The organism is Microbacterium sp., from assembly GCF_036566905.1.
GTDB lineage: Bacteria > Actinomycetota > Actinomycetes > Actinomycetales > Microbacteriaceae > Microbacterium.
This window is the reverse complement of the sequence record NZ_DATCVK010000020.1, coordinates 22,800-49,109: the sequence shown is the minus strand read 5'-3', so window position 1 is coordinate 49,109 and position 26,310 is coordinate 22,800. Positions and strand designations below refer to the sequence as shown.

Below are 26,310 nucleotides of genomic sequence, written 5' to 3'. Positions count from 1 at the left end.
GAACGGCGCCGCGGTCACAGGCGCTGCGGCGGGAGCCGGGCTGAACGGCGAGGGAGGCGGTGCCCCCGGTGCCGCGGCGACCGGAACGGCCTCGGCGGGGGTGTCAGCGTCGTCGACGGGCTCGTCGGACGTCGGGGTCGCAGTGATGACGGGCGTGGATCCCGTGTTCCGCAGTTCGCGGATCTGCTTGCGGGTGAGGGCTGGCGTTGCCGGGTGCTCGGGTGTACTCATTCCTTGCTCCGGTAGAGATGGTGCTTCGCAATGTATTGGACGACCCCGTCGGGCACGAGGTACCACACGGGGTGTCCTCGCTGAACTCGATCACGGCAATCCGTCGACGAGATCGCGAGGGCGGGGATCTCGAGCTGGCTGACGTCGTCGCTGGGCAGACCGTCGGTGTTCAGAACGTGTCCGGGCCTGGACACTGCCACGAAGTGAGCGAGGTCCCACAACTCATCATGGTCTCTCCAACTGAGAATTTGCGCTATGGCGTCCGCGCCCGTGATGAAGAACAGCTCCGCGTCTGGGCGCTGGGCCTTCAGATCGCGGAGCGTGTCGATGGTGTACGTGGGGCCGTCGCGGTCGATGTCGACGCGACTGACGGTGAATCGGGGGTTGGATGCCGTGGCGATGACGGTCATCAGATAGCGGTGCTCGCTCGGCGAGACGTCGGCCTTCTGCCACGGCTCCCCCGTCGGCACGAAGACGACCTCGTCGAGGTCGAACCACTGTGCGACCTCGCTGGCAGCCACCAGGTGCCCATGATGGACCGGATCGAAAGTTCCGCCCATCACTCCGACCCGGGGGGCTGTCGTCACCGACATTCAGGGAACCTCAGTGGCCGTGCCCCGCTCGCTGTACGTCGTCCGCGTGGGCCCTGGCGTAGGCCTCGGCCTTCTGCGAGTGGCGGTTCGCCACGTTGCGGTACGACAGCGTCACGAGCGCCAGCGCGCCGAAGACCACGATCGCGGTGATGCCGTACCCGACGGTCTCGAGGGCGACATTGCCGTGGTGCTCGGTCTCCTCGGCGGCGAGGGCGATGATCGTGGCGAGTGTCATTCGGGCTCCGTTCGGGTTCGCCGCGGGGACGCGGGACTGGACAAGTCTATTCCGTTACGCGCGGACCTGCCCGGCACCGCGCGCGAGCCACTTCGAGCTGGTGAGCTCGGCGAGTCCCATCGGGCCGCGGGCGTGCAGCTTCTGCGTCGAGATGCCCACCTCGGCCCCGAACCCGAACTCGCCGCCGTCGGTGAAGCGCGTCGAGGTGTTGGCCATGACCACGGCCGAGTCGACCTCGGCGAGGAAGCGCGCCTCGTTGGCGGCATCCTGCGTCACGATCGACTCCGTGTGGTGCGTCGAGTAGTGGCGGATGTGGGCGAGCGCGTCGTCGAGATCGTCGACGACCCGCATGGCGATGTCCAGGCTGAGGTACTCGGCTGCCCAGTCCTCGTCCGTAGCGGGGACGATGCCCGAGGCGAGTCGGCCTACGGTGTCGTCGCCGTGGACCGTGACGCCGCTCTGCTGCAGCGCCGCGACGACGGGACCAACGAGGCGATCAGCGGCGCCACGGTGCACGAGCACCGTCTCGACGGCGTTGCAGACGCTCGGGCGCTGCGTCTTCGCATTGACCACGATGTCGCGCGCCCAGTCCAGCGGCGCGGTCTCGTCGAGGACGATGTGGACCACGCCCGCGCCGGTCTCGATGACCGGGACGGACGACTCGGTGACCACGGTCTCGATCAGCTGGGCGCTCCCGCGCGGCACGAGCACGTCGACGATGCCGCGGGCGTGCATCAGCTCGCGCGCACCTTCGCGTCCGAACTCGTCGACGGTCTGGATGGCCTCCGGGTCGATGCCGCGGTCGGCCAGCGCCCCCCGCATCGCGCGCACGAGCGCCGCGTTCGTGTGCTCGGCGGCTGTGCCTCCGCGCAGCACGACGGCATTTCCCGAACGCAGCGCCAGGGCGGCGATGTCGACCGTGACGTTCGGGCGTGCCTCGTAGATCGAGCCGATGACGCCGAACGGAACCGACACCTTGGTGAGCGACACCCCGTTCGCGAGCGTGCGCTCGTCGAGGACGCGGCCGACGGGATCGCGCAGCTGGGCGATCTCACGGACCGCGGCGGCGAGGGCCGCCACGCGGGGTTCGTCCAGACGCAGCCGGTCCTGGAGAGCCGTGGACAGACCGCTCTCGCTGCCGCGCCGCAGGTCGTCGGCGTTGGCGGCGACGATCTCCGGGGCGGCGTCGTCGATCGCGTCGGCGATCGCGAGCAGCGCATCGCGCTTGTCGTCGTCGCCGAGAAGGCCGATGCTGCGTGCCGCATCCTTGGCGAGCAGCATCCGTTCCCGTGCCGTCGTGGCGGTGGTGGTCATCCGCCCAGTGTATCGACCGCCGTGCGCACCGGACCGGTGGCGGCGGGCGCCGTCGGCTCGGGGTTCGGCTGGAACCACGTGCCGATCTCGTCGCCCGACAGGGCCTCGCCGACGAGGTCCGCGCTGGTGACGAGCACGCCGATCCCAGATGCCGCGGCCAGCCGCGCGGCCGACACCTTGGTAGCCGCTCCCCCGGTGCCGACGCTGTTGACGACGACCGAGCCGAACTCGAAGCCGTGCAGATCGTCGCCGTACGTCACGTGGGGGATGGGGCGGGCGCCGGGCTCGTCGGGCGGACGGGTGTAGAGGCACTCGATGTCGCTCAGCAGCACCAGCGCGTCGGCGCCGATGAGCTGGCCGACGAGGGCGGCGAGCCGGTCGTTGTCGCCGAAACGGATCTCGTGCGTGGCGACGGTATCGTTCTCGTTGACGATCGGCAGGATGCGCAGGCCCAGGAGCCGCTCCATCGCGCGCCGCGCGTTGGACCGGTGAGTCGGGTTCTCGAGGTCGCCGGCCGTGAGGAGCACCTGGCCGGCCACGATCCGGAAGGGCCGCAGGGCTTCCTGATACCGATAGATGAGCACGTTCTGCCCGACGGCCGCGGCCGCCTGTTGTGTCGCGAGGTCGCTCGGGCGCTCGTCGAGCAGGAGATACGGCATCCCCGTCGCGATCGCGCCGGACGAGACGAGCACGACCTCGGTGCCGCGCCCGTGTGCGGCGGCGAGGGCGTCGACGAGCGGCTTGATCTTGTGGGCGTTGTCGCCGCTGATCGAGGACGAGCCGACCTTCACGACGACCCGGCGAGCCGCCGGGAGGTCGCGGCGCTCGCGCGCGCTCACTCCGCGTCCTCCTCGTTTCGGTAGCGCTCGGCGACCCGCTCGGCCTCGAGCTCGGCGCGCGCCTCGGCCTTCGCATCCATCATGTCGTGGTACTTCTCGCGTCGCTCGGACGTGGTGCGGCGGGTGTCGCGCAACAGGCGCGGGTCGGTGCCGCGCGGCGCCGTCATGAGCTCAGCGTTCGACGAGATCGAGGGCTCCCAATCGAAGATGATGCCGTCGCCCTCGCCGATGACGACAGTGGCGCCCGGCGTCGCACCGGAGCGGTAGAGCTGGTCCTCGACGCCCAGCTTCTGCAGCCGGTCCCCCAGGTAGCCGACGGCCTCTTCGTTCTGGAAGTCCGTCTGCTGCACCCACTTCACCGGCTTGTCGCCCAGGATCCGGTAGATGTTGCCGTAGGTGCCGCCCTCGACACGCACCGAGAACTCCTTCTCAGAGCCGCGCGGGCGGATCACGATGCGCTCGGGCGCGGGCGTCGCCGCCAGCTCGGCACGATGCGCCGCGACGATGTCTCCGAGGGCGTACGTGAGCTGTCGCAGACCTTCGTGGCTCACCGTGGAGATCTCGAAGACGCGGAACCCGCGGGCCTCGAGGTCGGGGCGCACCAGGTCGGCGAGGTCCTTCGCCTCCGGCACGTCGATCTTGTTGAGTGCGATGAGCTGCGGGCGGTCCAGCAGCGGGGTCTGCCCGTCGGGAACGGGATACGCCGCCAGCTCGGCCAGGATGACGTCGAGGTCGCTGAGCGGGTCACGACCGGGTTCGAGCGTGGCGCAGTCCAGGACGTGCACGAGAGCCGTGCAGCGCTCGACGTGGCGCAGGAACTCGAGCCCGAGGCCCTTGCCCTCGCTGGCGCCCTCGATGAGCCCGGGGACGTCGGCGATGGTGTACCGCTGCTCCCCCGCCTGCACGACGCCGAGATTGGGGTGCAGGGTGGTGAACGGGTACTCCGCGATCTTCGGTCGAGCGGCCGAGACCGCCGCGATGAGGCTGGACTTGCCCGCAGAGGGGAAGCCGACGAGCGCGACATCCGCGACGGTCTTGAGCTCCAGCAGGACGTCGCCCTCCCAGCCGGGCGTGCCGAGGAGCGCGAAGCCCGGCGCCTTGCGCTTGGGATTGGCAAGTGCGGCGTTGCCGAGCCCGCCCAGGCCGCCGGGAGCCGCCACGAAGCGCATGCCCGGCTCGATCATGTCGACGAGGGTCTCGCCCGACTCGTCCTTGACGACCGTGCCGACCGGGACGAGCAGCTCGAGCGACTCGCCGGCCGCACCGGAGCGGTGATCGCCCATTCCGAAGCCGCCATTGCCGGCGGAGCGGTGCGGTGAGTGGTGGTACGACAGCAGCGTCGTGACCTGGGGGTCGGCGACGAGCACGACGTCACCGCCGTGGCCGCCGTTGCCGCCGTCAGGGCCGGCGAGCGGCTTGAACTTCTCGCGCTTGACCGACACGCAGCCGTTGCCGCCCTTGCCGGCGCGCAGGTGCAGCGTCACTCGGTCGACGAACGTGACCATGCGGTCCCCCTGAGGTGTGGATGCTCCCCCGGCGGTGCGGGAAAGCGATAAAGGGAAGGGGCGAGCCGAAGCCCGCCCCTTCCGGAAGTCTGTGCGACTGGCTGGATTACTCCGCGGCCGCCACGATGTTGACGACCTTGCGGCCGCCCTTCTTGCCGAACTCGACCGCGCCTGCGGCGAGAGCGAACAGCGTGTCGTCGCCACCGCGGCCGACGTTGGCGCCGGGGTGGAAGTGGGTGCCGCGCTGACGGACGATGATCTCGCCGGCGAGGACCTGCTGGCCGCCGAAGCGCTTCACGCCCAGTCGCTGAGCGTTGGAGTCACGACCGTTGCGGGTGGAGCTTGCGCCCTTTTTGTGTGCCATCTCTGCGTCTCTTCCTGGACTTACTTGATGCCGGTGACCTTGACGCGCGTGAGGTCCTGACGGTGCCCCTGGCGCTTCTTGTAACCGGTCTTGTTCTTGAACTTCTGGATCACGATCTTCGGGCCGCGCTCCTCACCGAGCACCTCGGCGGTCACGGTGACCTTCGCGAGCTTGTCCGCGTCGGTCGTGACGGAGTCACCGTCGACGAAGAGCACCGCGGGGAGCTCGATCTTGTCGCCGACCTTGGCGGCCTGGCGATCGAGAACGACGATCGTGCCGACCTCCACCTTCTCCTGCCGGCCTCCGGCGCGCACAACTGCGTAAACCACTTCACACCTGTTTCTTCTGGGAGCGCACGCGCTCATGACGTCATCCAAGACTTGGCGCGGATATCTCGACGCACCAAGGGTCCACTTTATCAGATGCGCGATCAGTCCGCGAAAGCACGCCCCCGCCGTGTCGCGGCGTCCCCGTAGGATCTGGACGTGGCCATCCTGATCGACGATCCTCGCTGGCCGGCGCACGGGCGGCTGTGGGCGCATCTGGTGACGGACTCGGACCTCGACGAGCTCCATGCCTTCGCCGAGGCGAACGGCATTCCGCGCCGTGGCTTCGACCTCGACCACTACGACGTGCCCGAAGAGGCGCACGCCCGGCTGATCGCGGCAGGTGCGCAGCACGTCAGCGGCCACGAGTTGGTCAGGCGCCTCATCGCGTCGGGACTTCGGGTGCGGGCGCGCGATCGCCACTGAACCGTCAACGCGGAGCGGATGCCGAGAGCTCGAGCACGTCGGCCGCGCGACGCGGGCCGTCGAGCGTGCGGATGGCTTCGCCGAGGCGACGTGCACGGGCATGGAGAGGCGCGTCGTGAAGCGCCCGCTCGATCGCGCGGCGGATCGCCAGGGGCTCGCTCCGGCGCGACATCGTGGCGCCGACGCCCGCCCGCACGATCGCGCGGCCCATGCGCGGCTGGTCCGAGGTCGCGTCCAGCGGAAGGGTGAGCACGGGAACGCCGTGCGCGAGCGCCGCGAGCGTGGTCCCGTGGCCGCCATGACCCACCACCAGCGACGCGTGTGAGAAGAGCTGGTCGTGCGGCATCCACTCGTGCACCTCGACGCCGTCGGGCACGGCCACCTCGCCGGCCGTCACGGACGGCCCGAGCGTCGCCACGACCCGAGCGTCCAGCCCGGCGACGGCGTCGAGCACCCGCTGCCATGTGGCGACGAGGTCGGCGAAGCCGAACGTGCTGAGGCTCACCACGACGGTCGGCTCCGTCGGCACCGCGTCGACCGCGTCCGTCATCGCGCCGACGTAGACGACGGTCCCGCGGGCGGCCGACAGCTCCGGTTGGTGCGGGAACGGAACCCTGAGCCCGGGGACGGATGCCACGACGATCGGCGCCGCGTGCGTCCGCGGCCGGCCCACGCGCACGCCGCGCGGCCACATCAGGGCGCCGAGCACCCGGAACCCGGGCGCCAGGAATTCGTGCATGGTGTGCTCCAGGACGACGAAGCGCTGCTCCATGCGGTCGAGGACGTCCACGACGGCCAGCAGCATGCAGTCCACGACGACGACGTCCACCGGATCGGCCACCAGCTGAGAGACGGTGTCGCCGGCGATGCCACGGTCGGTGAAGAGCCGCAGCATCTCCGCCGGGCGCGGATCGAGCACGAAGCCCGGTGCGCTCGCGTACGCCGTGAACCGCAACCCGGCGGCGCGATAGGCGCCGCCCTGCGAGTCGTGTCCGAGCACCCGCACGTCATGTCCGCGCTGCGTGAGCCCGCGAGCGATCGCGATCGTCGGCATGCGGTTGCCGCCGCCGTCCCACGTCACGAACACGTAGCGCGCCATGGCGCCCCCGTTCCCCGCCCCGGCGCCCACCCTAGCGAGCCAGGGTGCTCCCCGACAGAGGCGCGCTCCCCGCTCCGGCGACGGCCGGTGCGGGGAGCGGCGTGGGTCTCAGTCCTCGGAGGGCGTGTGAGGCACCGGAGTGCCCGTCAGCGCCGCGGTGGTGACGCGGCGGCGGGAGCGCCCCTGGCCGGGAGCCTTGGGCTCGGGGAGCGCGTTCAGCACAGAGTCGAGCAGCAGGTCCTTCTCGGTCCGGCTCTCCTTCTTCGACCCCGAGTCGGGGCGCTTCTTGCGCTGCTTCTTGGGGCGTTCCACGGGCGCCTGCTCGATGACCGGCGCCGGCTCGGCCGGTGCGACCTCGTCACTGTGATGGATCGTGGATGCGGCGATCTGCGCGAGCGCCGACTTCACGCCCTCGGTGATGACGTGGGTGCCGTTGGATCCGCCGTTCGCGGGGGCGGGCGCGCCGCCTCGCGGTCGGCGACCCGAGGTCGGTGTACCGGCAACGGGTGCGCGGTGCTTGACGACCGGGTCGTGGTGGACGATGACGCCGCGCCCTGCGCAGACCTCGCACGCCTCGCTGAATGTCTCCAGCAGACCCAGCCCCAGCTTCTTGCGGGTCATCTGCACCAGGCCGAGCGACGTGACCTCTGCCACCTGGTGCTTCGTGCGGTCGCGACTCAGGCACTCGACGAGACGGCGCAGCACGAGGTCGCGGTTGGACTCGAGCACCATGTCGATGAAGTCGACAACGATGATGCCGCCGATGTCGCGCAGACGCAGCTGCCGGACGATCTCCTCAGCGGCCTCGAGGTTGTTCTTGGTGACCGTCTCTTCCAGGTTGCCGCCGGATCCGACGAACTTCCCGGTGTTGACGTCGACGACCGTCATCGCCTCGGTGCGGTCGATGACCAGCGAGCCGCCGGAGGGCAGCCAGACCTTGCGGTCGAGGGCCTTCTCGATCTGCTCGGTCACACGGAAGGCGTCGAACGGGTCCTGCTCGCCCTCGTAGCGTTCGACACGATCGAGGAGATCGGGCGCGACCGACTCGAGGTACTTCGAGATGGTGTGGTGCGCGTCCTCGCCCTGGATGAGCATCTTCGAGAAGTCCTCGTTGAAGACGTCGCGGACGATCTTGACCAAGAGGTCGGGCTCGGAGTGCAGCAGAGCGGGCGCCTGGATCGTCTCGATCTGCTTCGAGATGTGCTCCCACTGGTTCGTGAGGCGCTGCACGTCACGGGTGAGCTGGTCCTCGGTGGCCCCCTCGGCAGCGGTGCGGACGATGACGCCGGACGACTCGGGAAGCACCTCCTTGAGGATCTTCTTCAGGCGTGCGCGCTCGGTGTCGGGCAGCTTGCGCGAGATGCCGTTCATCGCACCGCCGGGCACGTACACGAGGTACCGGCCGGGAAGCGAGATCTGGCTCGTCAGGCGGGCTCCCTTGTGACCCACGGGGTCCTTGGTCACCTGTACCAGCACGCGGTCGCCGGTCTTGAGCGCGAGCTCGATGCGGCGCGGCTGGTTGCCCGTCTCCACGGCATCCCAGTCGACCTCGCCGGAATAGAGCACGGCGTTGCGACCGCGGCCGATGTCGACGAACGCCGCCTCCATGCTCGGGAGCACGTTCTGCACGCGTCCGAGGTAGACGTTGCCGATGAGCGACGCGTCCTGGTTGCGCGCGACGTAGTGCTCGACGAGGACGTTGTCCTCCTGCACCGCGATCTGCACGCGGCCGTTGCGCGAGCGCACGATCATCACGCGGTCGACCGACTCACGGCGCGCGAGGAACTCCGCCTCGGTCACGACCGCGCGGCGGCGCCCGGCCTCGCGGCCGTCGCGGCGGCGCTGCTTCTTGGCCTCGAGCCGCGTCGACCCCTTGATGCGCTGCGGCTCGGTGATGAGCTCGACGGCACGCTGGCGCGGCTGCGACGGCGCCTGCGCCTGCTCGGCGGGGGCGGATGCCTCGTCCCGGCCCTCGCCGCCGCGGCGACGACTGCGCCGGCGCGAGGTGCTCGACGAGGCCGTCGTCTCGGGCTCCTCCTCCGGCTGGCGGCCGGAACGCGGTGGGAGCGGGGCGATCTCGGGCGCGTAGAAGACCAGCTGCGTCGACACGGCCGACACGAATTCCTCGGGCAGCAGGCCCAGGCTCACCGCGGTCGGGAGCTCCGGCTCCGATGGGGCGTCGGCCTCCGACGGGGTGTCGGCCTCCCCCGCCGCCTCGGACGCGGTGTCGGCGTCTGCCTCAGCCGTCTCGGGGGTCGCCGACTCGGCGATCGGCTCGACCTCCGTCGTGGACTCGCCGGGCTCGTCGCTCACCGAAGGGGCGTCGGCTGCATCCGTGGGCACCGCGTCGTCCTCGGTACCGGCCTCTGCATCGTCGGCCGCGGCGGGCTCGTCCGAGTCGTCGGGTTCGGCCGTCTCCGGGGCCTCGACCGCCGCGTCCGCCTCAGGGGCGGGCGGCGCTTCGTCCGCTGGCGTCAGCCGCGCGTCGGGTTCGGTCTGCGGGGTGAATTCGGCATCGTTTCCATCAGCCATCACTGGCGTACTCCTAGCGGGGCGACACCGCGCGTCGCCCGGCGAAATCTCGTGCGGCGCCGCCCATGCCCACCGGACGGGGCGGTGCCGCGAACTCACTCGGTCTGCAGCGGATATCCGGCGCTAGGCGGATGCTCGCGCTGCCAAGGGCATTCGTCGCCCTGAAGTCTTCTGGTGATGATCGTCACGGCGCGGCCGCGAGTCATCGACTCCCATTATCGCACTTCCCCAGCCAGAATGCCCATTCGCACCTCGCGAGCGTCCTCCCCACGCCGAGGCGTCCGGATTTGCCACGGTGCCCGGTGCGGCATCCATGCAGATCGCGGTGCCATAATCCGAGTCATGCCCGAGCAGCAGACCCACACCCGTCCCACGGGACTCGCCATCTGGCTCGTCGTCGCCGGCGTCGTCGGATGGTGGGCGGCCTTCTCGCTCACGATCGAGAAACTCCACGCACTTGCGAATCCCGACGCGATCGCGTCATGCGACTTCAGCGTCCTGGTGCAGTGCACCGCGAACCTCGGCTCATGGCAGGGAAGCATCTTCGGCTTCCCCAACCCCATCCTCGGAATCACCGGCTGGGTCGCGCCGATCGTCGTCGGCATGGCGATCCTCGCGCGCGCCCGGTTCGCGCGGTGGTTCTGGTGGTGCTTCTGGCTGGGGATCGCCTTCGCGTTCGGGCTCGTGATCTGGCTCATCGGCCAGAGCATCTACGCACCCAACCTGCACACGCTGTGCCCGTGGTGCATGGTCACCTGGTCGGTCACCATCCCGACCTTCTACGCGGTGACGCTGCACCTGCTGCGGGCCGGACTCGTGCCCGCGTCGGAGGGCGTGCGCAACGCCGCCGACCGGCTCATGGCCTGGGTCCCCCTGGCCGCCATCGTCAGCTACGCGCTCATCCTGCTGCTCGCGCAGCTCGAGATGAACGCCGTCGTCAACATCTGGCAGACGCTGTTCGGCTGACCGCCGGAGTCTCCGGGCGGCCAGCCGACGAGCCGATCAGCCGAACCAGATCTCGAGCTCGCGCGCTGCGGACTCGGTGCTGTCGGAGCCGTGCACGAGGTTCTGCTGCACCTTGAGGCCCCAGTCGCGGCCGAAGTCGCCGCGGATGGTGCCGGGGGCTGCCGTGGTGGGATCGGTCGTGCCCGCGAGCGAGCGGAAGCCTTCGATGACGCGGTTCCCTGCCAGTCGGATGGCGACCGAGGGGCCCGACATCATGAACTCGACCAGCGGCTCGTAGAAGGGCTTGCCCTCGTGCTCGGCGTAGTGGCGCTCGAGGGTCTCGCGGTCAGGCTCCACGAGACGGATGTCGACGAGCGCGTATCCCTTCGCCTCGATACGGGCGAGGATCGCGCCGGTGAGGCCGCGTGCGACGCCGTCGGGCTTGACGAGGACGAGGGTCTCTTCGGTGGCCATGCGGGTCTCCGTTTCGGATCGGGGTTATGAGGGGGGATTCGCTGCGAGCCGCGCATTGCGCCGGTCCAGAGCAGCTCCCTTGATCGTCGCATATCCGTACATGGCGCCGAAAATGACGGCGACGATCGCCAGCGCCGGCACCAGGAACGCACCGAGCGCGATGATCCCCTGCAGCACCCACCCGAGCACGATGCCCCAGCGGTAGCGCACCACCCGGGTGGTGGCGATCATCAGCAGCGCGAGCAGGGCGCCGGCCACCACGCCCCACCACGGCTCGATCGGCGCCGGCAGCGCCCTGAGTCCGTAGATCACGAGACCCGCCAGGAACGCGACGATGGACTCGAATCCCAGCACGATCGTCGCGAGCGACTCGGCCGCACCACGCGGGCGCCGGGTCCGGGGTGCGCGCTCGGCGTTCATTCGCTCCACCCGGCCTTCCAGTCCTCCGCCGCAGCGAGGGTCAGCGCCTCACCGGCGAGCACCACGGATCCGGCGATCACGACGGCGCGGCGATCGGCTGCCGCCGCCCACGCCCGCGCCGCCTCGGCGGCCTCCGCGAGATCGCGATGCACCGAGACGCGGAGGTCGTGCGACTCGGCGAGGTCGGCGATCGCGTCGGCGTCCTCGGCGCGCTCCGAGTCGGGTGCGGTGGCGAACACGTGCGCGGCGACGGGTGCGATCTCCGCGACGATGCCCGCCGCGTCCTTATCGGAGAGCACGCCGAGCACGACGCCCCACTCATCGAAGTCGAAGGCCTCGCGCAGCGCGGTCACGAGCGCACGGGCGCCGTGCGGGTTGTGCGCCGCATCGACGAGCACCGTCGGGCTCGCGCCGACCAGCTGAAGGCGGCCGGGCGAGGTCGCGCCGCCGAGACCGTCCGCGAGCACATCCGCCGCGATGGGCTGGGAGCCGCCTCCGACGAGCGACTCGACCGCTGCGATGGCGAGAGCGGCGTTGAAGCCCTGGTGCGCCCCGTACAGCGGCAGGTACTCGTCCTCATAGGTCGCGGCGAGCCCACGCACGGTGATCTGCTGCCCCCCGACGGCCAGCCGCTGCTGGGCGAGCGCGAACTCGGCGCCCTCGAAGGCGATCGAGGCGCCGCGCGCCGCGGCGGCCGAGCGGAGCACTGCCTCGGCGGCGGCACCCTGTCGTGCCGAGACGACTGCCGCTCCGTCCTTGATGATCCCGGCCTTCACCGTCGCGATCTCGGTGATGGTGTCGCCCAGGCGGTCGGCGTGATCGAGATCGATCGGTGCGAACACCGCCACATCGCCGTCAGCGCTGTTGGTCGAGTCCCATGAGCCGCCCATGCCCACCTCGAGCACGAGCACGTCGATCGGTGCATCGGCGAACGCGACGAACGCGAGCACCGTGAGCAGCTCGAAGAACGTGAGCCGTGCGTCGTCGTTCGCCGCCAGCTCGGCGTCGACGAGGTCGACGAACGGGGCGATCTCGTCCCACGCGTCCGCCACGGCGGCATCGTCGATCGGCTCGCCGTCGATCATGATGCGCTCCGTGAAGCGCTCGAGATGCGGGCTCGTGAACAGCCCCGTCCGCAGGCCGTGGGCGCGCACGAGGCTCTCGATCATGCGGCTGGTCGACGTCTTGCCGTTGGTGCCGGTGACGTGGACGACGCGGTAGGTCTTCTGCGGGTCGTCGAGCAGTTCGAGCACGCGGCAGGTGCGCTCGACGCGCGGCTGCACCCACTGCTCGCCCTGCCGCTGCAGCAGCGCCTCGTAGACGGCGTCGGCCCTCTGGCGATCGCGATCGCTCATGCCGAGACCCCCGTCCGGCCGACCGAGACGGTGAACGCGCCGCGGTTGGCGTACGTGCCCGCGTCGATCACCGCCTCGTACTCCACGGGAGCGCGGCCGCCGCCTGAGGCGATCAGTTCGGCGACGCGGGAGCGCACCGCGTGCGTGACGGCGAGGGTCTCGCCGGCCACGTTCGCGACAGCGAATGCGGCGGCGACCGCCTCGGCGTCCGCGGGGTCGTCGAACAGCAGCCCGAGCCCGATGCGGTCGCTGACGTCGAAGCCGGCGGCCTTGCGGGTGTCCTGCACGGCGCGGATGACGTCGCGGGCCAGCCCCTCGGCCTCGAGCTCGGGCGTCGTCGTGGTGTCCAGCAGCACGAAGCCGTCGCCCGAGAGCAGCGCGATGGCCGTGCCGTCGGCGACGCCGCCCGCCTCGAGGGTGAGGTCGTACTCCCCCGGCTCCAAGGCGATGCCGTCGACCACCACGCCGCCGTCGCGCTCCTCCCACACTCCCGCCTTGGCACCGGCGATGACGTGCTGCACCTGCTTGCCGAGGCGGGGCCCGGCGGCGCGTGCATTCACGGTCAGGCGCTTGCTGATGCCATAGCGCGTCGAGACGTCGTCGCCGAGCTCGATCAGCTCGACCGACTTCACGTTGAGCTCGTCGCGCAGGATGCCGTCGAACTGCGCGAGGGACGCAGCCTCCGCCACCGCCACGGTGAGCGCCGGCAGTGGCAGGCGCACGCGACGGCCCTCCTTCTTGCGGAGCGCGTTCGCGACGCTGGATGCCTCGCGCACGGCGTCCATCGCCGTGCGGATATCGTCCGCGGCGGGGAACGCGTCAGCGTCCGGCCAGTCCTGCAGGTGCACGCTGCGGCCGCCGGTGAGTCCCTGCCAGACCTTCTCGGCAACCAACGGGATCAGCGGCGCCGCGACGCGGGTCAGCGTCTCGAGCACCGTGTACAGCGTGTCGAACGCCTCTCGGCTCTTCGGATCATCGGAGACGCCGACCCAGAAGCGGTCGCGCGAGCGGCGGATGTACCAGTTCGTCAGTGCCTCAGCGAAGTCGCGGAGCTTCGCGGCGGCGAGCGTGGAGTCCAGCACCTCGAGGTCGGCGGCGACATCGCGCACGAGGTCGCCCGCGAGTGCCAGGATGTAGCGGTCCAGCACGTCGGTCGAGTCGGTGCGCCACGAGGCCTGGTAGCCCTCGCCGGTCGCACCGCCGGCGGCGTTGGCGTAGGTCGCGAAGAAATACCACGCGTTCCACAGCGGCAGCAGGAACTCCCGCACGCCGGCACGGATGCCCTCCTCGGTGACGATGAGGTTGCCGCCGCGCAGCACCGAGCTCGACATCAGGAACCAGCGCATCGCGTCGGAGCCGTCGCGGTCGAAGACTTCGCTGACGTCGGGATAGTTCTGCAGCGACTTCGACATCTTGAGTCCGTCGCTTCCGAGCACGATGCCGTGGCACGACACTCCCGTGAACGCGGGCCGGTCGAACAGCGCGGTCGACAGCACGTGCATCACGTAGAACCAGCCGCGCGTCTGCCCGATGTACTCGACGATGAAGTCGGCGGGCGAATGCTCGTCGAACCACTGCTGGTTCTCGAACGGGTAGTGCACCTGCGCGTACGGCATCGAGCCGGAGTCGAACCAGACGTCGAAGACGTCCTCGATGCGGCGCATCGTGCTCTTGCCGGTCGGATCATCGGGATTCGGGCGCGTCAAGTCGTCGATGTAGGGCCGGTGCAGATCGACCTCGCCCTCCGCGTTGCGCGGCAGGCGACCGAAGTCCCGCTGCAGATCCTCTAGCGAGCCGTAGACGTCGACGCGCGGGTGCTCCGGGTCGTCGCTCTTCCAGACCGGGATCGGCGAGCCCCAGTAGCGATTGCGGCTGACGGACCAGTCGCGGGCCCCCTCGAGCCACTTGCCGAACTGGCCGTGCTTGACGTTCTCGGGCACCCAGGTGATCTGCTCGTTGTTCGCGAGCATGCGGTCCTTGATGTCGGTGACGCGGATGAACCAGCTCGACACCGCGCGGTAGATCAGCGGGTTACGGCACCGCCAGCAGTGGGGGTACGAGTGCTCGTAGCTCGCCTCGCGGAGGAGCCGCCCCTCCTGGCGGAGCAGCCGGATGAGCGGACGGTTGGCGTCCATCCACAGCTGGCCGGCGACATCCGTCACCTGCGGCAGGAAGCGCCCGCCGTCGTCGAGGCTCATGATGAGCGGGATGCCGGCGGCCTCGGTCACCCGCTGGTCGTCCTCACCGAAGGCGGGGGCCTGGTGGACGATGCCGGTGCCGTCGCCGGTGGTCACGTAGTCATCGACGAGGATGCGCCACGCTCGCTGCGTGCCCCAGATGCCGGCATCCGCGTAGTAGTCGAAGAGACGGTCGTAGGTGACGTCCTCGAGGTCGGCACCGAGGACCGTCTGCTGGACCGCTTCGCGGGCGGCCTCCGCCGAGTCGTAGCCGAGGTCCTTCGCGTACCCGGCGAGGAGCTCCTCGGCCAGCAGGTAGCGGTGCGATTCCGCTTCGGCGGGCTCGTCGTCGCGGTGTACGTCCGCGGCCCCGTTCGGACCTCCGGGCACGACGACGTAGCGGATGCCGGAGCCGACGGCGAGGGCGAGATTCGTGGGCAGGGTCCACGGCGTCGTCGTCCAGGCCAGGGCTCGCACGGCGGTGAGGCCGAGCGCCTCCGCCTTGAGGCCCGTCAGCGGGAACGTGACCGTCACGGACGGATCCTGGCGCATCTTGTAGACGTCGTCGTCCATGCGCAGCTCGTGCGCCGAGAGCGGCGTCTCGTCGCGCCAGCAGTACGGCAGGACGCGGTGACCCTCATAGGCCAGGCCCTTCTCGTAGATCGTCTTGAACGCCCACAGCACGGACTCCATGTAGGTGAGGTCCAGTGTCTTGTAGCCGCGCTCGAAGTCGACCCAGCGCGCCTGCCGGGTGACGTAGTCCTCCCACTCGCGGGTGTAGGCGAGTACCGATTCGCGGGACTTGGCGTTGAACGCGGCGATGCCCATCGCCTCGATCTCGCTCTTCTCGGTGATGCCGAGCTGTTTCATCGCCTCCAGTTCGGCGGGCAGCCCGTGCGTGTCCCAGCCGAACACGCGGTCGACCCTCTTGCCCCGCATGGTCTGGAAGCGCGGGAAGAGGTCCTTGGCGTAGCCGGTGAGGAGGTGGCCGTAGTGGGGCAGTCCGTTGGCGAACGGCGGACCGTCGTAGAAGACCCACTCATCGGCGCCGTCGCGCTGATCGATCGAGGCGCGGAAGGTCTGGTCGGCCTTCCAGAACGCGAGCGTCTCCCGCTCGATGTCGGGGAAGCGGGGGCTCGGGACGACGGGAGTCACTCCGGTGCCCGGGCGTGCCGAGGCATCGGCCGCAGGTCCGAAGGCGGAGGGGCGGGGGTAGGTCATCTTCTCTCGCAGGTGCTCGCTCGTGTGCTTCCTGCGGGGACGACATGCCTGGAACGGTGACCAGACGTACCGCGGTACCACCCTGCTTTGACGTCTCGGCCCTTCAACGGGGCCGAGCCGCCCTCTTTCACTGCGGCTGTGACGGGCCTGACCCGCTCGGTTCTAATGGGGAATCCGCGTGAGCGGGCGCCTTTTCTTCCGAGAGCTCCCCGGTGATGGCCGGATCGATGCTGCTGACACGAGTCTACCGTGGCTGCGCAAGGGGGGAATGCGGAGCACGGCGGCGGGGTTTCTGGACTCGTGCCAAGATTGACATCCGTGACCGCAGCAGCACCCGAATCCGCTCTGGTTCCCGAATCCGCCCCGACGCGCAGAGTCGCGTGGGCCTCGATGGTGGGAACCTCGCTCGAATCCTTCGACTTCTACCTGTTCGCCTACTTCTCGGCGTTCTTCGTCGGGCCGCTGTTCTTCGACCCGCTCGGGCAGTTCGGCGCCACCAGCGCAGCGTTCCTGACGATCGCGCTCGCCTTCGTGGTCCGCCCGATCGGCGCCGTGATCTTCGGCTACATGGGCGACCGCGTCGGCCGCAGGGCCACCTTGCTGTGGACCGTCGGCATCATGGGCGTCGCGACCGGCCTCATCGGCCTCCTGCCGACCTACGCGCAGGCGGGCTGGCTCGGAGCCGCGCTCCTGATCCTGCTGCGCATCGTGCAGGGCCTGTCGCTGGGCGGCGAGTGGGGCGGATCGATCCTCATCGCGACCGAGAACTCCGGCCCGGTCAAGCGGGCGTTCTACGCCGCGATCCCCCAGCTCGGCTCGCCCGTCGGATCGATCCTCTCGGCGGCCGTGTTCATCGTCCTCACGGCGGTGCTCCCCGCCGAGCAGATCGCCGAGTGGGGATGGCGCATCCCGTTCCTCCTCGCGATCCCGCTGCTGCTCGTGTCGCTGTACCTGCGGTGGTCGATCTCCGAGACGCCCGTGTTCGAGGGTGTCGTGGCCGAGGGACGCCGCGATCGCATCCCGTTCGTCACGATGTTCGCGAAGCGCCCCGGGGCCATGGCGATCGCCATCGGCGCGGCGCTCCTCGGCATCGGTTCGTACTCGCTGATGAACACCTACACGGTCAACTACGGCGTCGAGCAGCTCGGCTTCAGCTTCCAGGACCTGCTCATCGCCACCACGATCGGCGGCCTCCTGCAGCTCGTGACCATCCCGCTCTTCGGCGGCTGGGCGTCGCGGATCGGCTCGGCACGCGTCGTCCTGTGGGGTGCGGTCGGCACCCTGCTCATCGCGTTCCCGATGTACTTCCTCCTCCAGTTCGCCACGTTCCCGATCCTCGTCGCGACGATGCTCATCGGCGGCATCTTGCCGACGATGGCCTGGGCGGCACTCGGCGGCCTGATGAACGACCTCTTCCCCGACCGGTTCCGCTACTCCGCCCTGTCGTTCGCCTACGCGCTCGCGGCGACCATCAGCGGATTCGTCCCGTACCTGACGCTCACCCTCGGAGAGGCGACCGGCTACGCGTGGTGGCATCCCGGCGTGATCCTGGCGATCATGTCGGCGGTCACTCTCGTATCGGCCTGGCTCGCCGCGCGGCGCGCCGTCGAGCCGGAACTGGCGACCGACCCCGCCAGCGCGACGGCGACGGCCTGACTGCAGACGCGACCGAGAGCGGACGGATGCCGGCTGTCGCGGCATCCGTCCGCTTTTCCGGGTCGCGCGCGCCCGGGCTAGAATCGAGCGAAATCCCACACTCAGGCACGCTCACACAGTGCCGCACATATCGCTCGAGGAGTTCCGCATGACCGACGGCCGCCCCGCACAGGGACAGATTCCGGACAAGCCCGCACTGGAGGGCCTCGAGGACAAGTGGGATGCCGCGTGGTCCGCGCAGGGCACGTACCTGTTCGATCGCGTGCGCGCCGCCGAGGTGGGCCGCGAAGGCGTGTACTCGGTCGACACTCCCCCGCCGACCGCATCCGGCAGCCTCCACATCGGACACGTCTTCTCGTTCACGCACACCGATCTCAAGGTCCGGTACGAGCGCATGCGCGGCAAGACGGTGTTCTACCCGATGGGATGGGACGACAACGGCCTGCCCACCGAGCGTCGTGTGCAGAACTACTACGGCGTTCGCTGCGACCCTTCGCTGGCGTACGTCCCGGACTTCACGCCTCCGTTCGAGGGCGGTGACAACAAGTCCAGCCGCGCCGCCGACCAGGTGCCCGTCAGCCGCCGCAACTTCATCGAGCTGTGCGAGCGGCTCACGGTCGAGGACGAGAAGCACTTCGAGGCGCTGTTCCGCCAGCTGGGACTGAGCGTCGACTGGACCCAGACCTACCGCACGATCTCAGACGACACGATCCGCACCAGCCAGCGGGCGTTCCTGCGGAACCTGGAGCGCGGCGAGGCCTACCAGGACCTCGCGCCCACCATGTGGGACATCGACTTCCGCACGGCGATCGCGCAGGCCGAGCTCGAGGAGCGCGAGCAGCCCGCCGCCTTCCACCGCGTCGCGTTCCACAAGACGGACGGCTCGGGCGACGTGCACATCGAGACGACGCGGCCTGAGCTGCTCGCGGCCTGCGTCGCCCTCGTCGCGCACCCCGACGACGAGCGCTACCAGCCGCTCTTCGGCAGCACCGTGCGCACCCCTCTCTTCGACGTCGAGGTGCCGGTGCTGGCGCACCCTCTCGCCCAGCCCGACAAGGGCTCGGGCATCGCCATGATCTGCACCTTCGGCGACGTGACCGACATCATCTGGTGGCGTGAGCTGAACCTGCCGAACCGGACCATCCTCGGCCTGGACGGTCGTATCGTGCCGGACGCGCCGGAAGCCATCGCGACGGATGCCGGCAAGGCGGCGTACGCCGAGCTCGCCGGCAAGACGGTGTTCAGCGCCAAGAAGCGCGTGGCGGAGCTGCTGCAGGAGTCCGGCGAGCTCATCGGCGAGCCCAAGCCGTTCACGCACGTCGTGAAGTTCTACGAGAAGGGCGATCGCCCGATGGAGATCGTCTCGACGCGCCAGTGGTACATCCGCAACGGCGCCCGCGACGAGGCGCTCCGCGACAAGCTCATCTCGCTCGGCACCTCGATGTCGTGGCACCCGGACTTCATGCGGGTGCGCTTCGAGAACTGGACCAACGGCCTCACCGGCGACTGGCTCGTGTCGCGCCAGCGCTTCTTCGGCGTGCCGATCCCGGTCTGGTACGCCCTCGATGAGAACGGTGAGCGCGACTACGACCGCGTCATCACGCCCGACCCTGCGTCGCTTCCCGTCGACCCCTCGACCGATGTGCCGGCCGGGTACACGGCCGACCAGCGCGGAGTGCCGGGCGGCTTCGAGGGTGAGAACGACATCTTCGACACCTGGGCGACCTCGTCGCTGACGCCGCAGCTCGCCGGCGGCTGGGAGCGCGATCCCGAGCTCTGGAACCTCGTCGCACCGTTCGACATGCGCCCGCAAGGCCAGGACATCATCCGCACCTGGCTGTTCTCGACGCTGCTGCGCAGCGCCCTCGAGGACGACCGGGCGCCGTGGACGGATGCCGCGATCTCGGGCTTCATCGTGGATCCCGACCGCAAGAAGATGTCGAAGTCGAAGGGCAACGTCGTCACGCCGGCCGATATCCTCTCGCAGCACGGCTCGGATGCGGTGCGGTACTGGGCGGCGTCGAGCCGCCTCGGCACCGACGCGGCGTTCGACCCGCAGAACCCGACGCAGGTGAAGATCGGCCGTCGCCTCGCGATCAAGGTGCTCAACGCGGCGAAGTTCGTGCTGTCGTTCCCCGTGCCCGCGGGCGCGGAGGTGACCCACGCGCTGGACGCCTCGATGCTCACCGCCCTCGACACGGTCGTGCGCGACGCGACCAAGGCGCTGGACGCCTACGACCACGCGCGTGCGCTCGAGGTCACCGAGTCGTTCTTCTGGACGTTCTGCGACGACTACCTCGAGCTGGTCAAGGAGCGCGCCTACAACCAGGCCGACGTCGGCCAGGCATCCGCGGCGCTCGCGCTGCGCATCGCGCTGTCCACGCTCCTGCGGCTGTTCGCCCCGGTGCTCGCGTTCGCGGCCGAGGAATCGTGGTCGTGGTTCAACGACGGCTCCGTGCACAACGCCGAGTGGCCGGAACCGCTCGGCATCGAGGGCGACCCGGCAGTGCTCAGCATCGTCGGCGAGGCGCTCATCGGGGTGCGCCGCGCGAAGACCGAGGCGAAGGTGTCGCAGAAGGCGGAGGTGTCGCAGGTCACGATCGCCGCTCCCGCCGAAGCCATCGCGGCACTGCGACTCGCCGAGGGCGACCTCAAGGCCGTCGGGCGCATCGCCGAGATCGGCTATGCAGAGGCTGACGCCCTGTCGGTGTCGGAGATCGAACTCGTCCCCCAGGAGGCGTGACATGCAGCTCGGAACGCGCTGGACCTCGGGCGACGAACCGCCGGAAGCGGTGCCGGACGCGCTGCGCCGCGGTATCCGCTCCGTCGACGAGACGATCCCTGCCGACCAGCTCGGTCAGCCGCGGCCGCGCTGGACCCTCACCTGGCTCGAGGGAAGGCCGATCGCCGAGCTCGACACCGGGGTGATCGTGACACTCGACGCCGACGGCAAAGCCGTCGCCCGGAACGATCCGGACGACGGCTTCGGGTAGGTCGGAGCCTCACTCCTCCGGCTCGTTGTGCGTCGAGGCCGAAAGCAGCAGCCGCACCGCGACCGCCGTCGCGACCAGCGTGACGCCCGCGGCGAGCAGGAACGGCAGTCGCAGATCGATGCGTGCCACCCAGCCGCCGAGGAGCGTGGCGAACGGGAAGAGCCCCCACGTCAGGGTGCGGCTGATGCCGAGCACCCGGCCGAACAGGTGGCCGGGCACGATCCGCTGACGCAGAGCGCCCCACGGCACGTTCCAGATCGACACCGCTGCCGCCATGGTGGCGTACGCGATGGTCGCCGAGATCGCCTCCGGCGCGGCCCACACTCCGGCGAGACCGATCGCGGCGACGATGTTGGCGCCGAGCATGACCTTGCCGCGTCCGAACCTCGCGACGAGGGATGCCGCGACGAGGGAGCCGCCCAGGCCGCCCAGCCCGATCCCGGCGGTGACGAGTCCGATGGCGGCCGGCGCGACACCGTGCACATCGAGGAAGTAGAGGAACACCGGCGCCTGGGCGAACGCGAACGCGCAGCCCACGATGGAGGTGAATACCACCATCGACCGCAGGAAGCGGTGCCGCCACAGATAGACGAGCGCTTCGCGCGCGGACACGTTCGACGGTGCGGCCGTCTCGGAGATCTCGACCTCGGCACTCGCCTCGACCTCGGCGTCCATATCGGCCGCTGCGAGCGGCTCCCCCGCGGCGACCGCCGCTTCTGCGGTCGCCGCCGCGCTCTTTCCCGTCGGCGCCTCCGCCCGCAAGGGGCGCGCCGCCGACAGCGGCAGCATCACCGCGAGGACGATGGGGATGAGGTAGCCCGCGGCTCCGACCCACAGGGGCAGCGCCAGCGCCACGGCGAAGAGGACACCGCCGATGGGAGAGGCGATGAAGCTGTCGATCGTGATCTGGGCTGCCTGCAGCCAGCCGTTGGCACGGTCCAGCGCGGGGCGCTGCACCACGCTCGGGACGATCGAGTTGGTCGCATTGTCGAAGAGCGTCTCCCCCAGGCCGAACACGAGCACGCCCGCGAACAGCCACCAGATGTCGATGGCGCCCGTGACGGTGAGTGCGGCCAACCCTACGGCTGCGAGTCCGCGGAGGCCGTTGGCGATCGCCATGACCCATCGGCGATCGAACCGGTCGACGATCATGCCGGCGGGCAGTCCGAAGACCAGCCACGGCAGGAAGGCCAGAGCGCTGAGGGCGGAGATCGCGAGCGGATCGCGGGTGAGCGTCGTCGCGATGAGCGGGACGGCGACGCGGCCGACCCCGTCCGCCAGGTTGCTGAAGGCCGCAGCGGTCCACAGTTTGCCGAAATCGCGGCCGAGCGGGACCCTGCGTGCCCGCCCGGCCGACGACCCCGGCCGCTCCACGGTGCCGATGCTCTCGCTCATCGCGGGAACATCCCCGTCGCAGCGAGCGCCTCGGCGTCACGCCGTGCGCCGCTCTGGGTGCTCTGTGCGGTCAGTGCGCGGCGCCGTTCGGCGCCGTCCCGCCGCTCGACGCGTGCGATCACGTACGCGTCGATGGCGGATGCCGCGCGCAGCAGAGCGCGGTCGAATCGTGTGGCAGATGCGCCGAACCCGCGTGCCGCGAGTTCGCCAGCCGTGATGGTGGTCATGACTGTCCTCCTAGTTGCGGGAGCGGGAAGACGTCAGCCCGGATGGTGACGGGGCGTACGTTCTCGCCGGTCTGATTGCGGTAGTTGTCCACGGCCTCATCGATCAGGGCCATGATTTTGAGAGTCAGCTCTTTGCTCTGCTCGGGGGTGAGCCGCGCGGTGGCCGTGGAGATGAGCGTGCCGTCCTGCCAGAGCTCGTCCTCGCCGCCGATCCCCCGGTTGACGAACTCGAGAAGCTGTTCGTTCCGGTTGCGCAGGAACTCGTTCATGACCACCTGGGTCGCTGCGCGGCCGGCCGGAGTGGCCATCGCGTCAGGGTTGGCGAACGACACGCCTCCGACGGGACGCTCCCACCACCGCTCGCGGCCGGTGCCGCGGTCGGGGGCTTCGCGGATGAGGTCCTGCTTGGCGAGTGCGCGCAGGTGGTAACTCGTCGAGCCGCTGGACTCGCCCAGTCGCTCGGCGAGCGAACTCGCCGTCTGCGGCCCGTACTGGCTGAGGATGTCGTAGATCTTCACCCGGAGCGGGTGCGCCAATGCGCGCAGTGCGCCGGAGTCGAGGACGCGGTCCTCGTTGTGACGCTGTTCGCTGCGGGCGGCGGCATCCGTCTGCGGCTCCTCGTTCTCTCCCATGCCTTCAGAATAGCTATGCAAAGAACTCTTTGCAAGTGTTTCTTTGCAATCATACGTTTGCAAACAGATCTCGGCATGCGCGTCTCGCGTGACTAGGCTGGACGCCATGCCGAACGACAACCCGCTTCTCGCGCCCAGCACTCTCCCCTACGGGCTTCCGGACTACACCGCGATCCTCCCCGAGCACTATCTGCCCGCGTTCGAGGAGGCGTTCGCAGCGCACACCGCGGAGGTGTCGGCGATCACGCGGGTGCGGTCCATGCCGACGTTCGAGAACACCCTGGTCCCGCTCGAGGAGAGCGGGCGCCTCCTGGGCGATGTCGCTCGGACGTTCTACACGGTGTCCTCGGCGGACGCGACGGATGACATCCAGGAGATCGAAGAGCAGCTTGCGCCGCTCATGTCGGCGCACCAGGACTCGATCCAGCTCGACTCCGCGCTGTACTGGCGCATCAAGACGATCCACGATCAGCTCGAGCAGCTCGACCTCACGCCGGAGCAGCGGTATCTCGTCGAGCGCCACTACACGGAGATGTCCCACGCCGGCGCCGGCCTCGACGACGACGCCAAGAAGCGCCTCACCGAGCTGAACCAGCGCCTGTCGACCCTCACCACGCAGTTCGAGAAGAACCTGCTCGCCGACACGAACGACCTGGCGGTCGTCTTCGACGACGTGGCCGAACTCGCCGGGCTCTCGGAGGGCGAGCTGTCCGCAGCGGCACAGGCGGCGTCCGATCGTGGCCTCGATGGCAAGTGGGTCGTCACACTGACGCTCTTCACCGGCCACCCCTACCTGTCGAGCCTGACCGACAGGGATTCCCGTGCACGACTGCTGACGGCATCCCGTTCTCGCGGATCTCGCGGCAACGAGCACGACAACCGTGCCACTCTGCTCGAGATCGTGCGCTTGCGCGCGGAGCGGGCGGCGCTGCTCGGCTACGACTCGCACGCCGCCTACATCACCTCGGACGAGACCGCGGGCTCCCCCGCAGCGGTGCACGACCTGCTTCGCCAGCTCGCGGCGCCGGCGGCCCGCAATGCGCGCAGGGAGCAGGAGAAGCTGCAGGCGATCATCGACGCCGGCAGCGACCCGTTCCCGCTGGAAGCGCACGACTGGGCGTTCTACACCGAGAAGGTGCGGGCGGCGGAGTACGACCTCGACCGGTCTGCGCTGCGCCCGTGGTTCGAGGCCGAGCGCGTGCTCCAGGACGGCGTGTTCCGCGCGGCGACAGATCTCTACGGGATCACGTTCACCGAGCGCGCCGATCTCGGCGGCTATCACCCCGACACCCGCGTCTTCGAGGTGCACAACGCCGACGGATCTGCGCTCGGGCTCTACATCCTCGACCTGTACACGCGCGACACGAAACGCGGCGGCGCATGGATGAACTCGATCGTGCTGCAGTCCCGCCTGCGCGGCACGCAGCCCATCGTGGTCAACAACCTGAACGTCCCGAAGCCCGCAGAGGGGCGTCCGACGCTCCTGAGCCTCGACGAGGTGACGACGCTGTTCCACGAGTTCGGCCACGCGCTGCACGGCCTGTTCGCGACGGTGACGTACCCGCATTTCGCGGGCACCAACGTGTACCGCGATTTCGTCGAGTTCCCGAGCCAGGTCAACGAGATGTGGATCTACTGGCCCGAGATCCTGGCGTCGTACGCCCGCCACATCGACACCGAGGAGCCGCTCCCGGCCGAGGTGGTCGAGAAGCTGCACGCCTCGGAGGCGTTCAACCAGGGCTTCGCGACCAGCGAGTACCTGGCGGCGGCGTGGCTCGACCAGGCGTGGCACTCGCTCTCCGTCGACGAGGCGTCGACCGATCTGGACGTCGCGGCGTTCGAGGCCGCAGCTCTCGCCGACATCGGGCTGGATAACGCGGTCGTGCCCACGCGGTACTCGTCGACGTACTTCGCGCACGTGTTCTCGGGCGGCTACAGCGCCGGCTACTACTCGTACATCTGGAGCGAGGTGCTGGACGCCGACACCGTGGAGTGGTTCCGCGAGAACGGCGGCCTCCGCCGGGAGAACGGCGATCGCTTCCGAGGCCGCCTCCTGGGCGTCGGCGGATCGAAGGATCCGCTCGAGGCCTACCGGGACTTCCGCGGGCGGGATGCCGAGATCCAGCCGCTGCTGGAGCGCCGCGGCCTCGCCGGCTGATCCGGCGCCGGCCGACTACTGCGCCGACGTGCTCCTCGACGCGATAGTGAGGAGCTCGTCGGCCAGGTCGTGGCTCACAGCAGTCGCAGTTCGCGTGCGAACGCCCGCACGCGATCGGCCATCACCGTCGGCACTTCGGCGACCGCGAAATGTCCGCCCTCGTCGAGTCGCTCGAAAGTGCGCAGGTCGCGGTAGAAGCGCCGCGCGAGCGACTCCGGATAGTCGCCTTCATGACGCTGGATGTGCACCGACGCCGGAATCACCACCGGCGGCATCTCATCGGGTTGATCGGCGCCCTCGTAGTACGGGCGGAAGGAGGAGCCGATGCTCTGCGTCGTCCAGTAGATCATCGCCTCCGTGAGGATGCGTTCGCGCGAGATCCGGCGTTCCACGGCACGTGGATCCTCCGATGGCGTGTCACTCCACTCGACCAGCTTCTCGGCGAGCCAGGCGACCAGCCCCGCCGGGGAGTCGTTCAGCGCCGCTGCCAGAGTGTCAGGGCGCGTCGCCTGCACGTGACCGTAGGCGCCGTTCGCGCCGCCCCACTGCTGAAGGCGCGCGAAGAAGGCCACCTCGTCGGGCGCCGTGAGTTCCGGTCGCTCGGCCATCGACGGGAAGTGCGAGTGCGTCACGATGACGCCGCTCACGGCGTCGGGATTGGAGCCGGCGATCAGATCGTTCACGTTGGCCGACACATCCTCGCCGTACGTGAGGAACGTCTCGTAACCGAGCACATCCGTCATGAGCGCGTGCATCGTGGCGGCGAGACGGACCTCGGTCACGGGGCCGTCGGCATAGGCCGATGAGTAGGCGAAGCCCGGAAAGCTCGGCACGACGACGTGGAAGTCGGGCAGCAGGTCGGCGAAGTCGAGCTGCAGTGCGAAGGTGTGCGGCCAGCCGTGCATGACGAGCAGCGCCGGTGCATCATCGCGGTCGGAAGGGAGGTGGGCGAAGTGGACTGTGGTGTCCCCGATCTCGGCGAGGAACTGCGGATGCCGGTTCAGCCACGCTTCGCGGCCGCGCCAGTCCCACGTGCGCCACGTCGCGACGAGTTCGGCGAGGTAGTCGGCGCTCATGCCGGATTCCGGTCGGCGGGGTGAGTCCGGCAACGGTCGGAATCGCGCGAGACGCTCGCGCAGATCGGCGAGTTCGGAATCGGGCACCTGGATCGAGAAGGGGCGCGGACTGTTCAC

General features: G+C 69.6%; 23 protein-coding genes and 1 pseudogene. 6 read left to right on the top strand and 18 right to left on the bottom strand.

Annotated elements, in window-relative coordinates:
- The 8 genes and pseudogenes from VIP82_RS02195 to rplU all read right to left on the bottom strand — a co-directional run.
- Positions 1-231: pseudogene (locus VIP82_RS02195) on the bottom strand (hypothetical protein); the annotation flags it as partial.
- Positions 228-824 carry a nicotinate-nucleotide adenylyltransferase gene (gene nadD / locus VIP82_RS02190; protein ID WP_331905657.1) on the bottom strand — a complete coding sequence of 199 codons (597 nt, stop codon included), beginning with the start codon at positions 822-824 and terminating at the stop codon, positions 228-230. The pseudogene VIP82_RS02195 and the gene nadD, both read right to left, overlap by 4 nt.
- 10 nt (positions 825-834) lie before the next feature.
- The gene (locus tag VIP82_RS02185) at positions 835-1,059 is read right to left on the bottom strand and encodes a hypothetical protein (RefSeq protein WP_308867122.1); all 225 of its coding nucleotides are present in this window, start codon (positions 1,057-1,059) and stop codon (positions 835-837) included.
- Positions 1,060-1,113: 54 nt separating this feature from the next.
- The gene (locus VIP82_RS02180) at positions 1,114-2,373 is read right to left on the bottom strand and encodes a glutamate-5-semialdehyde dehydrogenase (RefSeq protein WP_331905656.1); all 1,260 of its coding nucleotides are present in this window, start codon (positions 2,371-2,373) and stop codon (positions 1,114-1,116) included.
- Complete coding sequence (gene proB / locus VIP82_RS02175) at positions 2,370-3,212, bottom strand: glutamate 5-kinase (protein ID WP_331905655.1); 843 nt, start codon at positions 3,210-3,212, stop codon at positions 2,370-2,372. The genes VIP82_RS02180 and proB overlap by 4 nt, the downstream gene beginning before the upstream one ends.
- Positions 3,209-4,717, bottom strand: coding sequence for a GTPase ObgE (obgE, locus tag VIP82_RS02170; RefSeq protein ID WP_331905654.1), 1,509 nt, complete (start codon positions 4,715-4,717; stop codon positions 3,209-3,211). Before obgE ends, proB begins: the two co-directional genes overlap by 4 nt.
- A gap of 106 nt (positions 4,718-4,823) precedes the next feature.
- On the bottom strand, positions 4,824-5,081 hold the full coding sequence (rpmA, locus tag VIP82_RS02165; RefSeq protein ID WP_331905653.1) for a 50S ribosomal protein L27: 258 nt from the start codon (positions 5,079-5,081) through the stop codon (positions 4,824-4,826).
- Between the two features lie 20 nt (positions 5,082-5,101).
- Entirely contained in the window at positions 5,102-5,410 is a 309-nt protein-coding gene (gene rplU / locus VIP82_RS02160; RefSeq protein WP_308867116.1) for a 50S ribosomal protein L21, read from the bottom strand.
- A gap of 156 nt (positions 5,411-5,566) precedes the next feature.
- On the opposite strand from rplU, the gene VIP82_RS02155 reads away from it, so the two are divergent.
- Positions 5,567-5,833, top strand: coding sequence for a DUF4031 domain-containing protein (locus tag VIP82_RS02155; RefSeq protein WP_331905652.1), 267 nt, complete (start codon positions 5,567-5,569; stop codon positions 5,831-5,833).
- A 4-nt stretch (positions 5,834-5,837) separates the two neighbouring features.
- Here the strand turns inward: VIP82_RS02155 and VIP82_RS02150 are convergent, their stop codons facing one another.
- Together VIP82_RS02150 and VIP82_RS02145 are read right to left on the bottom strand one after the other, a co-directional pair.
- The gene (locus VIP82_RS02150; RefSeq protein WP_331905651.1) at positions 5,838-6,932 is read right to left on the bottom strand and encodes a glycosyltransferase; all 1,095 of its coding nucleotides are present in this window, start codon (positions 6,930-6,932) and stop codon (positions 5,838-5,840) included.
- 108 nt (positions 6,933-7,040) lie between these two features.
- Entirely contained in the window at positions 7,041-9,464 is a 2,424-nt protein-coding gene (locus tag VIP82_RS02145) for an Rne/Rng family ribonuclease (protein ID WP_331905650.1), read from the bottom strand.
- A gap of 342 nt (positions 9,465-9,806) precedes the next feature.
- On the opposite strand from VIP82_RS02145, the gene VIP82_RS02140 reads away from it, so the two are divergent.
- Positions 9,807-10,430 (top strand): vitamin K epoxide reductase family protein, encoded by a 624-nt coding sequence (locus tag VIP82_RS02140; RefSeq protein ID WP_331905649.1) that lies wholly within the window; start codon positions 9,807-9,809, stop codon positions 10,428-10,430.
- Positions 10,431-10,466: 36 nt separating this feature from the next.
- Here VIP82_RS02140 and ndk read toward each other — a convergent pair whose 3' ends face one another.
- The 4 genes from ndk to ileS are packed head-to-tail and all read right to left on the bottom strand — an operon-like array spanning position 10,467 to position 16,056.
- Positions 10,467-10,883 (bottom strand): nucleoside-diphosphate kinase, encoded by a 417-nt coding sequence (gene ndk, locus VIP82_RS02135; protein WP_308867112.1) that lies wholly within the window; start codon positions 10,881-10,883, stop codon positions 10,467-10,469.
- A gap of 24 nt (positions 10,884-10,907) precedes the next feature.
- Positions 10,908-11,303, bottom strand: a complete 396-nt coding sequence (locus VIP82_RS02130) for a DUF4233 domain-containing protein (RefSeq protein WP_331905648.1) — start codon at positions 11,301-11,303, stop codon at positions 10,908-10,910.
- The gene (locus VIP82_RS02125; RefSeq protein ID WP_331905647.1) at positions 11,300-12,658 is read right to left on the bottom strand and encodes a bifunctional folylpolyglutamate synthase/dihydrofolate synthase; all 1,359 of its coding nucleotides are present in this window, start codon (positions 12,656-12,658) and stop codon (positions 11,300-11,302) included. Before VIP82_RS02125 ends, VIP82_RS02130 begins: the two co-directional genes overlap by 4 nt.
- Positions 12,655-16,056, bottom strand: a complete 3,402-nt coding sequence (gene ileS / locus VIP82_RS02120; RefSeq protein ID WP_331905646.1) for an isoleucine--tRNA ligase — start codon at positions 16,054-16,056, stop codon at positions 12,655-12,657. The genes VIP82_RS02125 and ileS overlap by 4 nt, the downstream gene beginning before the upstream one ends.
- A gap of 318 nt (positions 16,057-16,374) precedes the next feature.
- Here ileS and VIP82_RS02115 point away from each other — a divergent pair, with 318 nt between their 5' ends.
- The 3 genes from VIP82_RS02115 (at position 16,375) to VIP82_RS02105 (ending at position 20,705) form a co-directional block, all read left to right on the top strand.
- Complete coding sequence (locus VIP82_RS02115) at positions 16,375-17,712, top strand: MFS transporter (protein ID WP_331905645.1); 1,338 nt, start codon at positions 16,375-16,377, stop codon at positions 17,710-17,712.
- Between the two features lie 148 nt (positions 17,713-17,860).
- A complete protein-coding gene (gene valS / locus VIP82_RS02110) occupies positions 17,861-20,455 on the top strand; it encodes a valine--tRNA ligase (RefSeq protein WP_331905644.1) in 2,595 nt (864 codons plus the stop codon).
- A 1-nt stretch (position 20,456) separates the two neighbouring features.
- Positions 20,457-20,705: a hypothetical protein gene (locus VIP82_RS02105; protein WP_331905643.1), complete on the top strand. Its 249-nt coding sequence runs from the start codon at positions 20,457-20,459 to the stop codon at positions 20,703-20,705.
- Between the two features lie 9 nt (positions 20,706-20,714).
- Here VIP82_RS02105 and VIP82_RS02100 read toward each other — a convergent pair whose 3' ends face one another.
- From VIP82_RS02100 to VIP82_RS02090, 3 genes are read right to left on the bottom strand one after another with little or no spacing between them, the layout of a single operon-like run.
- Positions 20,715-22,100, bottom strand: coding sequence for an MFS transporter (locus tag VIP82_RS02100; protein ID WP_331905642.1), 1,386 nt, complete (start codon positions 22,098-22,100; stop codon positions 20,715-20,717).
- A complete protein-coding gene (locus VIP82_RS02095; RefSeq protein WP_331905641.1) occupies positions 22,097-22,327 on the bottom strand; it encodes a hypothetical protein in 231 nt (76 codons plus the stop codon). Before VIP82_RS02095 ends, VIP82_RS02100 begins: the two co-directional genes overlap by 4 nt.
- The gene (locus tag VIP82_RS02090) at positions 22,324-22,959 is read right to left on the bottom strand and encodes an ArsR/SmtB family transcription factor (protein WP_331905640.1); all 636 of its coding nucleotides are present in this window, start codon (positions 22,957-22,959) and stop codon (positions 22,324-22,326) included. Before VIP82_RS02090 ends, VIP82_RS02095 begins: the two co-directional genes overlap by 4 nt.
- 106 nt (positions 22,960-23,065) lie before the next feature.
- Here VIP82_RS02090 and VIP82_RS02085 point away from each other — a divergent pair, with 106 nt between their 5' ends.
- A complete protein-coding gene (locus tag VIP82_RS02085; RefSeq protein WP_331905639.1) occupies positions 23,066-25,117 on the top strand; it encodes a M3 family metallopeptidase in 2,052 nt (683 codons plus the stop codon).
- Between the two features lie 74 nt (positions 25,118-25,191).
- On the opposite strand, the gene VIP82_RS02080 is transcribed toward VIP82_RS02085, so the two are convergent.
- Entirely contained in the window at positions 25,192-26,310 is a 1,119-nt protein-coding gene (locus tag VIP82_RS02080) for an epoxide hydrolase family protein (RefSeq protein ID WP_331905638.1), read from the bottom strand.

Coding starts and splice junctions, on each gene's coding strand:
- rpmA (WP_331905653.1), bottom strand. CDS start 5,081: ATGGCACACAAAAAGGGCGCAAGCTCCACCCGCAACGGTCGTGACTCC.
- obgE (WP_331905654.1), bottom strand. CDS start 4,717: ATGGTCACGTTCGTCGACCGAGTGACGCTGCACCTGCGCGCCGGCAAG.
- VIP82_RS02095 (WP_331905641.1), bottom strand. CDS start 22,327: ATGACCACCATCACGGCTGGCGAACTCGCGGCACGCGGGTTCGGCGCA.
- VIP82_RS02145 (WP_331905650.1), bottom strand. CDS start 9,464: ATGGCTGATGGAAACGATGCCGAATTCACCCCGCAGACCGAACCCGAC.
- ndk (WP_308867112.1), bottom strand. CDS start 10,883: ATGGCCACCGAAGAGACCCTCGTCCTCGTCAAGCCCGACGGCGTCGCA.
- valS (WP_331905644.1), top strand. CDS start 17,861: ATGACCGACGGCCGCCCCGCACAGGGACAGATTCCGGACAAGCCCGCA.
- nadD (WP_331905657.1), bottom strand. CDS start 824: ATGTCGGTGACGACAGCCCCCCGGGTCGGAGTGATGGGCGGAACTTTC.
- VIP82_RS02130 (WP_331905648.1), bottom strand. CDS start 11,303: ATGAACGCCGAGCGCGCACCCCGGACCCGGCGCCCGCGTGGTGCGGCC.
- VIP82_RS02090 (WP_331905640.1), bottom strand. CDS start 22,959: ATGGGAGAGAACGAGGAGCCGCAGACGGATGCCGCCGCCCGCAGCGAA.
- VIP82_RS02125 (WP_331905647.1), bottom strand. CDS start 12,658: ATGAGCGATCGCGATCGCCAGAGGGCCGACGCCGTCTACGAGGCGCTG.
- VIP82_RS02085 (WP_331905639.1), top strand. CDS start 23,066: ATGCCGAACGACAACCCGCTTCTCGCGCCCAGCACTCTCCCCTACGGG.
- VIP82_RS02150 (WP_331905651.1), bottom strand. CDS start 6,932: ATGGCGCGCTACGTGTTCGTGACGTGGGACGGCGGCGGCAACCGCATG.
- VIP82_RS02105 (WP_331905643.1), top strand. CDS start 20,457: ATGCAGCTCGGAACGCGCTGGACCTCGGGCGACGAACCGCCGGAAGCG.
- VIP82_RS02100 (WP_331905642.1), bottom strand. CDS start 22,100: ATGAGCGAGAGCATCGGCACCGTGGAGCGGCCGGGGTCGTCGGCCGGG.
- VIP82_RS02140 (WP_331905649.1), top strand. CDS start 9,807: ATGCCCGAGCAGCAGACCCACACCCGTCCCACGGGACTCGCCATCTGG.
- ileS (WP_331905646.1), bottom strand. CDS start 16,056: ATGACCTACCCCCGCCCCTCCGCCTTCGGACCTGCGGCCGATGCCTCG.
- VIP82_RS02180 (WP_331905656.1), bottom strand. CDS start 2,373: ATGACCACCACCGCCACGACGGCACGGGAACGGATGCTGCTCGCCAAG.
- VIP82_RS02185 (WP_308867122.1), bottom strand. CDS start 1,059: ATGACACTCGCCACGATCATCGCCCTCGCCGCCGAGGAGACCGAGCAC.